This is a genomic window from Chitinophaga filiformis, from assembly GCF_900102545.1.
Taxonomy (GTDB): domain Bacteria; phylum Bacteroidota; class Bacteroidia; order Chitinophagales; family Chitinophagaceae; genus Chitinophaga; species Chitinophaga filiformis.
This window is the reverse complement of the sequence record NZ_FNBN01000003.1, coordinates 436,135-448,841: the sequence shown is the minus strand read 5'-3', so window position 1 is coordinate 448,841 and position 12,707 is coordinate 436,135. Positions and strand designations below refer to the sequence as shown.

Genomic DNA, 12,707 nt, shown 5'->3' with positions numbered 1-12,707 from the left:
TAAATTTGAGTGATTACCTCTGCTGCGGTCCCTGCATTCCGTTGTACACCGGTCTGCAGTATGTACTGCATTGTTTTTCTAATTAGTCTTTCTCAATAATAACGGTATTGTTGACGTGGCTAACTTTCAGGTGAAAAAGCTGTGAAAGTCCGTCCAGCAGCATGTCCATTTGCTGACTGGGCACTGTACCCGTAAATTCCTGATGTAATAATGAAGTGTCCCTTATCTCTACAGATACGCCATAAGTATCTTCCAACAGCTGCGCCAATTCAGCAAAGCTGGCATTTTCGAATTGCAGACTGTTTCTTTTCCAGGAAGAATAACGCTGTGTATTGATATGGTTCTTCACCTTTGTACGTACCTGTTCTTTGTATTCCACCAGATCTCCCGGTTGCATGATGATTGTTTCTTCCGGCGTCCGGCTGCTGTGCAGACGCACCTTTCCGCTATTCAGTACTACCTGCATACGTCCGTGACGGTCCACCAGGTTAAAAGTGGTACCCAGTACTTCCACATTCATTTTACTGGCAGTATGTACCTGGAATGAACGGGGTACGGCTGATGGTTTTACAGAGAAGAATGCCTCTCCTTCAATCCATACCTCCCGATCTCCGGAACCCTCCCAGTTGTTGACATAACGCAGGGTACTGTTACCATTCAGGGTAACTTCCGACTGATCCGGCAGGACTACAGTGCGTACTTCCCCATAAGCTGTCTGAATAATGGTGTTGCGATGATGATTATAAACTCTCCATCCACCGTAAGCAAGCATTAAAGTACCAGATAGTATAGCAGCCACTTTGAGACCTGTAAACCAACCTGGCCTGCGATGATGTGATTGTTCCTGACCGGTAGTATCCAAGATACGCTGGTAAAGCTCCTCCGACTGTAATGAGGACATCATGATATCCGGCTTTGCCGTATCAAGATCCTGCGTCATAACAGTATCCAGGTATTCCCTTCCCGCAGGAGTGGTAAACCATTCCAGTACCCTTTCATACTCCTCAGGGGTGCATTGGTTAAGCTGAAATTTATGCAGCAGACTTTGGTCGAATTGCTCCATAATGTGGATTACGATGAAAATATGACAAATGAAAAGTTACGCTCTATATAATACTACACCGGAGAAAATCAAAAGTATTATATGCGTTGAAAAAAAATTTCAGGAAAAGATAACAATGATGAAGGCCAGGCCAAGCAATGCACTCATCATGATCTTTAATGCATGTTTCAAGGCCTTGCTTGCCTGTGCATACTGAAACTTGACAGTATTAATGGACAATCCCAGTTGCCGGGCTACCTCCTCGTTACTGAGTCCTTCGTAGGAGCGTAGGCGGAAGATCTTTTTCTTCTGGGCAGAGAGGTTGTTAATGGCGTGGTCCACTACTTTGCGATAGTCATTAAAGATAACGGTAGATTCGGCGTCGCGGTGTTCACTGCTGGCATTATATACCAGTTCGTATTGCTTGGACAAACTGCGTTTATGGTCGCGTATAAGGTTCAGTACGTGGAACTTGAGGCATTTAAAGAGGAAATTGCGTACCCCCTGGGAAGGGTCCAGCTCTTCACGGTGCAGCCATACCTTCACGAATACTTCGTGTACAGCATCCTCCGCAGCAGTGGTGCTTTTCAGATATTTACACGCTGTGCTATATAATAGCTGATGATAGGCAGCATATAATTCTTTAAAAGCGTTGTGGTCACCGTCGCGTAGGCGTGCAGCCAGCTGTTGATCATTATTAACAATATGCATGGACACTGTTCAGATCCCCCTCTTTGTAAGTGCTGTTTTAGTTTTTTTAAAACGTGTTGTCTAAAATTAGATCATGATACTATTTTAAATAAATGGTAAATTATCCAAGGGAGATGTTTTTTTAACATCATCTATCCTGAATGAAAAAGATCCTTCCGATAATACTATCAGGCAGCACTGTCTATTGCAGCATCAACGGTACTTTACGTGTATTGTTATTGGTAATAACGATCCGGTGGCAACTCCGCGGGCAACGCTGAAAGCTCAGTCCCTGCAATACTATTTTTTTCAGTAGTGTATCAGCCCTGCAGATGGGGTTCGGGCAACAATGTATGATGGCAGCCCGGTCAAGCGCTGAAATTTATTTAAGTTTGCAGTCTGAATTAAGCGCCATTGATTTCACAGAATACCATACAACAGATACTCAGCCGGATTGACATTGTGGAGATAGTGGGCAATTTCGTGAAACTTAAAAAGCGGGGTGCCAACTACTTAGGGCTGTGTCCGTTCCATAACGAGAAATCGCCCTCCTTCACTGTTACCCCGAGCAAGGAAATCTTCAAATGTTTCGGTTGCGGCCAGAGCGGTAATGCCATCAAGTTCCTGATGGAACATGAAAAGTATTCCTATGTGGAAGCTTTACGCTGGCTGGCACAGAAATATGATGTACCTATTGAGGAAACAGAGGTAAGTCCTGAAGCCAGACAGCAGCAGATGATGGCAGACAGCCTCTACATCATCAATAGCTTCGCCCGTGAATACTTTTCCAATACCCTTTTTAATACCGAAGAAGGTCAGAACGTAGGTCTCAGCTACTTCGAAGAGCGTGGTTTTACCCAGGAGACCATCCGTAAATTCCAGCTGGGCTACAGCCTGAATACCTGGGATGCCTTTACTAAAGCAGCCCTGGGCAAAGGTTATAACCTGGAATACCTCCAAAAGACGGGACTGGTCACCGTCAGGAATGAGCAGCCGGGAGACAACTACCGTGGCCGTGTGATCTTTCCTATCCATAACCAGAGTGGTAAGGTACTGGGATTTGGTGCGCGTATTCTTGTCAAGAACGACCGCGCCCCCAAATACATCAACTCACCGGAAAACGAGATCTATGTAAAGAACAGAGTACTGTATGGTACCTACTTCGCCCGGCACGCCATTGACAAACTGAACGAATGTCTGCTGGTAGAAGGATATACAGATGTGATCTCCCTCCACCAGGCGGGCATTGAGAATGTGGTGGCATCCAGTGGTACTTCCCTGACGCAACACCAGCTCCGGCTGATCAAAAAATATACGAACAACCTGACCATCCTCTTCGACGGGGATAATGCCGGTATCAAGGCCGCCCTGAGAGGGCTTGATATGGCAATCGAGGAAGGTTTGAACGTAAAGCTGGTTTTAATTCCCGATAAGGAAGACCCCGATAGCTATGTACAGAAGATAGGAGCAGATGCCTTCCGTGAGTTTATTGCCAGTAATAAACAGGATTTCGTGCTGTTCAAACTGCAGATCTCCATGCAGGATGCAGGTAATGACAGCAACCGTAAATCACAGCTCGTAAATGAGATTGCGGAGACTATCTCCAAGATCGACAAAACGGAAGATTTTACCCGTCAGCAGGACTATATCCGCCAGTGCAGCCAGGTACTGAAAATCGATGAGCAGGGATTAATTAACCTGGTGAATAAGTTCATCCGTGAGCGTTTTCAGAAAAAAGAGAACCAGCAGGCCAGGGATAATGCCGCTGCCGCTCCACCTATGGACGATGACCTCTCTCCGGAAGCTATTGCCGCCATGGAGGCCATGGAGAATGGTGGAGAGCCGGCTGTTAACTTCTTCAATCCGGATGAGAAACAGGAGAGGGAACTGATAAAGATACTGCTGCGTTTCGGCGACAAACCTTTCAGTGAGGAAGATAAAAGCTCTGTGGCCGACTACATCTTCCATCTCCCTTACGATTTTGAATCGCTGGCAGACAATGAACTGGTAAAAAGGATCTTAAGGGAATACAAAGACATGTACGACCAGGATAGCCTGCCCGATAAAAAATGGTTCCTTTATCATAGTGACCAGGATGTTGCGAGTATGGTGGTGGCTATTATGGAAGATAAAGAAGCTGAACTGAGTACTGCCTGGAAGGACAAATTCGAGATAGATACAGTTTATGGCGACAATGCCTATCTGAAGGATACGATCTCTACGACCAACTATCTCATTCTGAGGAAGATCCGTAAAATGATCATTGAAAATCAACAGGAATTAGAACGGTCTACCGAAATGGATGAGCAGATCAAGTGTATGCAGATGAATATTCACCTGAAACAACTGGAATCCGAGTTGACAAAGGGGCTCGGAACGGTTGTATTCAAATAATTTGCGCCAAAATGACACCTGGTGGATCCGGACATTTTATTTCTTGCCAAATGAGAATATACAATTAAAAATCAGTAACTTAGGTAGGATTTCCGGCGTATCCGGGATACGATAACAATCCTTGTTCCTATATCGGTCGAACAAGCGTCGAAGAAGCGACCTTTTAGCGTCGAAGAAGCACTATCAAAATTTCAGACAAAAAACGCATTCACGGTTATGTATAAAAAAGGGGCCGACTGTCAGACAGTCAGCCCCTTTTTCTTTATTACAATCTCCTATTTGGAGGTGTTTTATTTCTCTCTTTCCCAGACCTGGAAGGTCAACGCATACGCATGCTTTTCATCTTTTTCATGACGCTCATTTTTCACCAGCTTCCATCCTCTCGGATCAAACTCGGGGAAATAAGTATCGCCGGTAACTTCTGCGTGCACACGTGTAAGATACAACCTGTCTATAATGGGAAGCGCCATTTTAAAGATCTCACCTCCGCCGGTAATGAAGATTTCCTCTGTTCCGAATGTCTTCGCTTTTTCAATACCTGCTTCCAGGGAAGGTACCACGTACAGGCCTTCAGCAGTATAACCCTGCTGGCGGGTGATCATGATGTTAGGTCTTCCCGGCAGCACGCGTCCCAACTCCTCGAAAGATTTACGCCCCATTACAATAGGCTTACCCATCGTCGTGTCCTTAAAATACTTCATATCAACCGGTAAATGCCAGGGTAGATGATTATTGATGCCGATTACATTGTTTTCGGAAGCCGCAACTATTATAGAAAGTGTCAAGTAGTAAACATTTAAGATTCAGAATAAGTACCATCCTTTATACAGCTACCGGCGCTTTGATATGCGGGTGATGCTGATAATTCAACAGCTCAAAATCTTCAAATTTGAAGCCGAAAATATCTTTCACTGCCGGATTGATCTTCAAGGTAGGCAGTTCAAACGGCTGACGGCTCAGCTGCAGCTTAGCCTGTTCCATATGATTGCTGTAAAGGTGTACGTCGCCGAATGTATGGATAAACTCTCCCGGCTCCAGGTCGCATACCTGCGCCATCATCATGGTGAGGATAGCATATGAGGCAATGTTAAAAGGTACTCCCAGGAATACATCTGCGCTGCGCTGGTAAAGCTGGCAGCTCAGTCGGCCATTGGCCACATAGAACTGGAACAGGCAATGGCAGGGACTTAATGCCATATCAGGCAGGTCACCCACATTCCAGGCATTTACAATGATCCTGCGGGAGTCCGGATTGTTCTTAATGGTCTTTACTGCTTCGCTGATCTGGTCAATGACACGGCCGTCCTTTGTTTCCCAGCTACGCCATTGTTTGCCGTAAACAGGGCCCAGGTCTCCATTTTCGTCCGCCCACTCGTCCCAGATGCTTACTCCATGGTCTTTCAGGTACTTAATATTAGTATCCCCGTTCAGAAACCATAACAGCTCATAAATAATGGATTTCAGGTGCAGTTTTTTTGTAGTAACCAGCGGAAATCCTTTCTGCAGATCAAATCTTAACTGTGCACCAAAGCAGCTTGTGGTACCGGTACCAGTCCGGTCGGTTTTCACAGCTCCCTGATCTATAATATGTTGGAGTAATTGAAGGTATTGTTCCATGGGAGCAAAGTAACGAATTTGTCCTTACTTCAACCGAATGAATTATTCACCGGATGTCAATAAGCCTCAACACAAAAATGCGTTTCACAACAGTAGTCTGACTGTTATGAAACGCAGTGTATATCTACGAATGACTTGTGTTAGGATAATCCCTATATCCCTCTCCGCTTCATTTCCCGGCGGATCAATCCCAGTTCCCGTCCCATTTGTCCGGAAATGGAAGTATTCTCCTGTGCCCTGCGCAGCAGGTACGGCATTACATCTTTCACCGGACCATAAGGCAGGTATTTGGAAACATGATAACCGGCATGGGCCAGGTTGAAGGTGATATTATCGCTCATACCCAGCAACTGGGAGAAGCTGACATGTGAATGGTCATGCGGCAGTTCCTGCTGATGTAAAAGGCTGGCCGCCAGCATGCTGCTCTGTTCATTATGTGTACCAACAAATACAGCCAGTTTATCCACACGTTCCATGCAGAATCTCACAGCAGCGTCATAATCCCTGTCAGTTGCTTCCTTATTTGGCTGGATCGGAGAAGGATATCCCATCTCTTCTGCCCGTTTACGCTCTTTCTCCATATAGGCGCCCCTTACCAGCTTGGCTCCCAGCAGGTATCCTTGCTGTTGTGCCTTTTCGAAGGATTTCTTCAGGAAAGCCAGCCTGTCATGGCGATACATCTGGAACGTATTATATACAATTACCTGTTCTTTATTAAACTGTGCCATCAGCTCATCTGCCAGGTCGTCTACCGGCTGCTGGATCCAGGACTCTTCTGCATCTATCAGCAATCCTATCTTGTGCTGGGCAGCTGCAGTGGCAATGGATAGAATACGGTTCCTTACACGGCCATATTCTGCCACTTCCTCCTGCGTCAGTGTCTCCCCGCTGTGGATCTTTTCCAGCAGGCTGAAACGGGCAAAGCCGGTTACTTTAATAGCAATGAACGGAATATTGTGATTACCTGCCGCGTATTCGATAGCGCGGATGAATTCAGGTACAGCGTGATCATAGTTTTCTTCCCCTTCCATGGCTTCCACCCCATAGTCCAGCACTACTCCTACGTGAAACTTCCCTAACACAGTGGCTGCGGCTGCTGCTTCCTGCAGACTTTCTCCTCCACAAAACTGGCTGAAAATGGTATTACGGATCAGTCCTTTAATAGGCAATCCCAGTTTCAGCGCCAATGGCGTTACCGTAGCCCCTAATTTCACCAACCAGGGCTTGCCAATGCTGCTAAACAGGAAGTCAGCCTTTTTTAATGCCTTGTCCGTCTTTGATTCAAAAGCTATGGCGGTATTCTCAAATGATAATGATAGCTGCTTTTCCATGGGCCGCAAAGTTAGTATGCCGACAGATTCCCACAAAAACGATCTGACAACAACAACAACCTGTTCACAGTGGTTTTGAAAACCTCAAACAAAAGTCTTCTTTAATTAAACAGAACACCTGTGAATTTCTTTTTATTTAAACCCAACAAAACTTCCGTCCTATATTTTTTTCTTTAATTTTATCCCTTCATCAAAACCAAACATTCCCAGTGCCTACTAAGCAAGCTAATACCAGGTCAGGTCGCAAATCGCTTTATATTGTTATAGTTGTACTATGTGTCATTGCCCTCCTCGCAGTATTCCTGCTACGGAGTCCAAAGGAGGTCCTGTCTTCCATTCGTGAAAAAGGACAGACCTACACTACTTACGAAGGGGTACTGGGAGAACGTAAAAAGATCTCTTTAGCAGACGGAACACCTGTTATCCTGAACAGCAATACCAAACTTCTCGTACCGGCTGATTTCGCTAAAAGCCATATACTGTTACTGGACGGAGAAGCTTACTTCGATTCCACTGCTTATCCGCTTACTGTAAAAACGAACATCCTGACCATGACCGTTACAAAACCTGCAGGCTTCAAAATGCGGTGTTTTGAATCACAACAGGGTGCAACTGCCTACGTCTTAAGTGGCGAAGTAAAGGTGAGCAAGTCCTATCATTCCAAAACGGACGATCAACCGGAAATGCTTGGCCCCGGCAATATGGTACTGGCTAATAAAGAAATAGACCTGATGGAAAAAGAAACCTATCAACCAATCGAAATGACGATCTGGTTACAGGATAAACTCATTTTCCACGATGAACCGTTTATGAATGCCGTTCGTAAACTGGAGGAATGGTACAGTACAGAAATCTATGTAGAAGGAGATCCATCAGCCGCCGGAGGGATCAATGGGGAATTCCATCAGGCGTCCTTAACGAAAGTATTGGAAGAGATCCGGCAGACAGCAAAGTTTGATTACAAAATCAACAAAAATAAGGTGACCATTCGTTTTTGAGCAAAAGGTAATGAATAGACGAAGATTCATTTCCCTCTTCCAAAAGCAAACAGCTGCTGTACAGTATTCTTCTTTCCCAGTATCATTGCTGTCAGTATTTCTGCCGCTATCTGGGCAAACGTAATACCATTGCCACCGAAGCCCAGCGCAAAATAAGTACGTGGCATAGCCGGATAACTACCAATGAAAGGAAGTCCGTCGGCGGTAGAAATAAAGGTACCCGTCCATTGAAACTCAGGTACGAAGCGGATATGCGGGAATTTCTTATTGAAGTCTTTTTGAAGGCTCCTGCCTTTTCTGCTGATCAGTTTATCACGCCGGGAAGGATTGTAATAATACTCATCCCTTCCTCCTACCAGTATGCGATTATCTTTCGTGCGACGCATATAGAGATAAGGATCCTTGGTTTCCCATATCAAGCAGTTGTTATGCCAGCAACAACTATCAGTCTGAATACTTTCACTGACCGTAGCATATGTAGAGTGCAGTGTAAGCAAGGGCTCCCTGATATATTGCGAGGCCTCGTAACCAGTAGCTATGATAAGATATTTTGCATTGATCCTGTACCCCTCTGAGGTCTTAACAATAACCCCATTCCTTTGATGGGCAATATCCACAACAGTAGTTTTGTCGTACACTGCTGCTCCTTTTTTTATATTATACTGATGTAGTGAATGAGTCAGCATGTAAGCATCTGTCTGTGCAGCCATACCAGAATAAATAGCACCCGGAGCGGCAAAGCCCATCTTATCTTTTACTGTTGCTTCATCCCAGTATGCAACATCAAAACCCAATGATTTACGTAGCACATATTCTTTCTTCAACCATTCCCGGTCTTTCTTATAAGAGGCCAGGAACAGACTATCCCTGCGATCAAAAAAGGGTGCCCTTATCTTTTTACAGATCTCTTCCAGCACGGCTATGGATTCATAACAGAGCCGGTAAGCTACAACCGCATTCTTCTCTCCTATTTTGTCTGATAACCGGCATAGAGGTACATCTATCTCATATTGTATTAATGAAGTGCTGGCACAGGTGCTGCCTAATCCTATCGTACGACTGTCGGCCACAACAACCGGTATGCCTGCCGCTGTAAGATAATATGCTGCCAACGCACCCGAAATACCACCTCCGGCAATCAATACGTCAGTCTGCACATCGCGATCCAGGCGGGGATAGTTAAACGGCAGTCCATATCTGACCAATGAATAAGGATAACCAGCATGAAGATCCAAGGGGCAATGCTTTAGTTAAGTATGAGCATCCAATTATTATACCGGGACAAACCCGGCATTTATTCAGCGTATACAGGCTACATGAAAAAGCCAGGAACATTATTGCTCCTGGCTCCTGATATCTTGTTTACTTATTGCTTTCTCAGCTCAGTTCTGCACCTACTCTCTTCAGCAGCTCCAGTGTTTTACGCACACCTTCTTCTTCGGAAAGTTTAGCGCCTTCATATTCGATACCGATATGACCTGTATAACCGGCATCCTTTACTATTTTCAACATTTTGCGGTAGTCTGTTTCCACGCAGTTACCTTCCGCATCAAAATCGTGTGTTTTGGCGCTAACACCTTTTGCGAAAGGCATTAATTCTGTTACGCCCTCATAGCGGTCATATTCCTCCAGGCATTTCGTAGCTGCCCAGCCCTGTGGCGTATTGTCTACAGGTTTGGTACGGTTTATACAGAAATTACCAAAGTCAGGCAAGGTACCACAGTTAGGCATATTCACCTGCTTCATGACACCTGCCAGCCATTTACCATTGGAAGAAGTGCCGCCATGATTTTCTACGATCACATTGATATTATGTGTATTGGCGAATGTTGACAATTTAGTCAACGATTCTGCAACTGCCTTAGCTACATCATCCGGTTTGCCTTCTCCTGCTGCATTTACACGGATAGCGTGACAACCCAGGTATTCTGCCGCTTCCACCCACTTATAGTGATTTTCCACTGCCTTCACTCTTTTCTTCACGTCCATATCTCCCATTTCTCCTTCACCATCGATCATAATCAGCACACTGCGTACACCATTATCGGCGCAACGTTTCTTCAGATCGGCCAGGTAAGCCTTATCCGTTGCTTTATCCTTAAAGAATTGATTTACATATTCAACAGCCTCAATCCCGAAGTCATTCTTAGCTTTCACAGGAAAGTCAAGATGTGATAGTTTTCCTCCGAATATAGCCTCGTGGAAAGACCATTCAGCCAGGGATATCTTAAAGAACAGATCCTTTGCTGTTTTATCAGCAGCTGCCTGTCCGGCGTTGGTGTTGGTACTGTCTTTGCTTTCCTTCGTGGAAGAGCCGGTATTACAGGCTGCCAGGACGGAGGGTAAAAGGCCCGCCCCCATGGTGTACAATGCCATCTGCCTGAGGAATTCCCTGCGTTGTTTAGGATTATTCATATACGTGGTTTTATATAACAAAATACAATTTTATGGGTCAAAGTAGATACCTTCAGAAAAAAACTGCAAAAAATTACCTCAAAAGAATAGTTTTTTCACATTTTGTGATTATCTTGATTTCCACTTGACACTGTAATTCCCCGTTTGTCTTTATTTATATATTCCACCTCGTTGATGTACAACATCACTGTTGTTACATTATAAATGATAAACTAAAGCCGTTCAACTTCAAGCTGGACGGCTTTTTCATTGGCCTCCTCCGGCGGATGTCTATGCCACCAGGAAGCCAGTAGAGAGCCGGTTACATTCATCAGGGGACCAAATACAGCCGGAGCCAGACCAATGGTAGCGATCTTCCCCATATTCTTTGCAATGGCCGTTGCCAGTCCGCCGTTCTGCATCCCCACTTCAATTGCTATCGTACGGCAATCCTGCTCATTCATCCTGATAAGACGGCACAGCCAATAGCCCAGTGTATACCCTGATAGGTTGTGAATGAGTGATGATAAAATCAGCAGTATACCTACGTCCAGCAAACTTTCACGCCCTTTAGCCGTGATGATAACGATAATAAAAGCAATGGCCGACATAGATATCTTAGGCATAATATTATCCAGCCATTTCAGCTTTCCGTGTAGGAAATGATTGAAGAGCAGCCCCGCTGCTACCGGCAGGATCACAATCTTACAGATGTCCCACATCATCGCCGTCACACTGATATCCACATAACTGCCAGCCAGCCACCGCATCAGGAAAGGCGTCACAAAAGGCGCCATCATAGTTGAAACTGCCGTCAGGGTAACCGACAGCGCCAGGTTGGCTTTTGCCAGGTAGGATATTACGTTGGATGCCATACCACAGGGTACGGTACCGATCAGTACCACACCTGCCGCTATTTCAGGCGGGAAATTGAACAGGTGAGCAAGCCCCCAACCTACAAAGGGCATAATAGTAAAGTGACATACCACACCTGTAAAAACACCCATTGGCATTTTGATCACACCATAGAAATCACGTACACTCATGGCAGTCCCCATCCCGAACATGATAATCTGGATAAGCGGTGTAATAAGTTTTGAAAGGTCATAGCCTCCCACAGTCAGAAAGTATTGGGGATAATACATTGCGGTTGTAACGGCTGCAAAGATGGTCAGCGTATACACAAAACCTTTCGTTTGCGCCCTTCTTGAACAAAGTATGGCCAGTATGACCCAGAATGCAATGATGAAAGGCCCGGCGGCGGGGAGTAATGCTGTCATAAAGTGGAAATAGTTTAATACTTAAAAATAATCACCAGGTTCTTTTCTCCAGCATCTTATCCAGCTCCTGGCGGGTCATAGGCTTTTTGCCAGCCTGCTTATGCTGCCATTCCAGGAATGCCTCCCTGATGGCGTCTGTCCAGTTATTATCTATTTCACCAGGCGTGTATTTCCCGGCTTTCACCATCTCAAATCCGAACTGGTCTTTCACCTGTATGAATGCGGCAATACCGATCACTTTTTCTGCCAGGTGTGCCGGTACAAATATCACCCCTTCACTGGAAGTCAGCACCAGGTCGCCCGGCAACACTACCGCACGGCCAATACGTATCGGCACATTCAAACCTGACAACATCACATTTTTCAGGAAAGAAGGATCCCAATCCCGCACCAGCGCATTAAACCCATCGATCTCCTTCAGCCCTTCCAGATCGCGCGCAGCGGCATTAAAAACCACACCATTACCTGAACGGGCATAAATAGCATTGCCGAGTGTAGAACCTATCAGCGTACCATCGGCTATTTTGCCAAAGCCATCCGCCACGTACACATCACCTTTTGATAACTGCTGGATAGGCCATGAATTACTGTTCCCTTTAAAACCTTTCTGCTGCCCCCTCTCCTTCATATGCGCTTCCACATCAGGACGGGAAGGAATGAACATCGCTGTTACTGCTCTGCCCACAATAGGTTTGTTATCATAGATCATTTTCCAGCCACCGTCAAACTGACAATGGTACCCCTCTCCTTCAAGAATGGTCCACACATCATCCAGGCTCACAGTACGTGCCTGTTCAATAACTGCATCAGGGATCTTCGGCCTTCCGTCAGCAAAACGTTCTCCTTTCCACTCTGTTGTAAGAAAGATCAGTTCCTCCCTGGAAATTGTCTGCGCCCGTAACCAACAGGACAGCAACAGTAATGGAAGGAAATAAAAGAATTTCATGTATCAGTATTTGAA

General features: G+C 45.4%; 11 protein-coding genes. 2 read left to right on the top strand and 9 right to left on the bottom strand.

Annotated features, from left to right (window positions below):
• Positions 1–82: 82 nt before the first annotated feature.
• Entirely contained in the window at positions 83–1,063 is a 981-nt protein-coding gene (locus tag BLR32_RS14100; RefSeq protein ID WP_089832812.1) for a FecR family protein, read from the bottom strand.
• A gap of 99 nt (positions 1,064–1,162) precedes the next feature.
• Positions 1,163–1,753 (bottom strand): RNA polymerase sigma factor, encoded by a 591-nt coding sequence (locus BLR32_RS14095; RefSeq protein ID WP_089832810.1) that lies wholly within the window; start codon positions 1,751–1,753, stop codon positions 1,163–1,165.
• A gap of 393 nt (positions 1,754–2,146) precedes the next feature.
• Between BLR32_RS14095 and dnaG the strand changes: the two genes are divergently transcribed.
• Entirely contained in the window at positions 2,147–4,126 is a 1,980-nt protein-coding gene (dnaG, locus tag BLR32_RS14090) for a DNA primase (RefSeq protein ID WP_089832808.1), read from the top strand.
• Positions 4,127–4,416: 290 nt separating this feature from the next.
• On the opposite strand, the gene BLR32_RS14085 is transcribed toward dnaG, so the two are convergent.
• The 3 genes from BLR32_RS14085 to BLR32_RS14075 form a co-directional block, all read right to left on the bottom strand.
• Positions 4,417–4,911: a dihydrofolate reductase gene (locus tag BLR32_RS14085; protein WP_089832807.1), complete on the bottom strand. Its 495-nt coding sequence runs from the start codon at positions 4,909–4,911 to the stop codon at positions 4,417–4,419.
• Between the two features lie 37 nt (positions 4,912–4,948).
• Positions 4,949–5,743, bottom strand: coding sequence for a thymidylate synthase (locus BLR32_RS14080; RefSeq protein ID WP_089832805.1), 795 nt, complete (start codon positions 5,741–5,743; stop codon positions 4,949–4,951).
• Positions 5,744–5,895: 152 nt separating this feature from the next.
• The gene (locus tag BLR32_RS14075; RefSeq protein WP_089832803.1) at positions 5,896–7,074 is read right to left on the bottom strand and encodes a proline dehydrogenase family protein; all 1,179 of its coding nucleotides are present in this window, start codon (positions 7,072–7,074) and stop codon (positions 5,896–5,898) included.
• A 209-nt stretch (positions 7,075–7,283) separates the two neighbouring features.
• Between BLR32_RS14075 and BLR32_RS14070 the strand changes: the two genes are divergently transcribed.
• Positions 7,284–8,072 (top strand): FecR family protein, encoded by a 789-nt coding sequence (locus tag BLR32_RS14070; RefSeq protein WP_089832801.1) that lies wholly within the window; start codon positions 7,284–7,286, stop codon positions 8,070–8,072.
• 26 nt (positions 8,073–8,098) lie between these two features.
• Here the strand turns inward: BLR32_RS14070 and BLR32_RS14065 are convergent, their stop codons facing one another.
• The 4 genes from BLR32_RS14065 to BLR32_RS14050 form a co-directional block, all read right to left on the bottom strand.
• Positions 8,099–9,307 carry an NAD(P)/FAD-dependent oxidoreductase gene (locus BLR32_RS14065; RefSeq protein ID WP_089832799.1) on the bottom strand — a complete coding sequence of 403 codons (1,209 nt, stop codon included), beginning with the start codon at positions 9,305–9,307 and terminating at the stop codon, positions 8,099–8,101.
• Positions 9,308–9,449: 142 nt separating this feature from the next.
• Positions 9,450–10,487 (bottom strand): sugar phosphate isomerase/epimerase family protein, encoded by a 1,038-nt coding sequence (locus BLR32_RS14060; RefSeq protein ID WP_089832796.1) that lies wholly within the window; start codon positions 10,485–10,487, stop codon positions 9,450–9,452.
• Between the two features lie 212 nt (positions 10,488–10,699).
• Positions 10,700–11,746 carry a bile acid:sodium symporter family protein gene (locus tag BLR32_RS14055; protein ID WP_089832794.1) on the bottom strand — a complete coding sequence of 349 codons (1,047 nt, stop codon included), beginning with the start codon at positions 11,744–11,746 and terminating at the stop codon, positions 10,700–10,702.
• A gap of 31 nt (positions 11,747–11,777) precedes the next feature.
• Positions 11,778–12,692 (bottom strand): RraA family protein, encoded by a 915-nt coding sequence (locus BLR32_RS14050; RefSeq protein ID WP_089832793.1) that lies wholly within the window; start codon positions 12,690–12,692, stop codon positions 11,778–11,780.
• Positions 12,693–12,707: the final 15 nt, after the last annotated feature.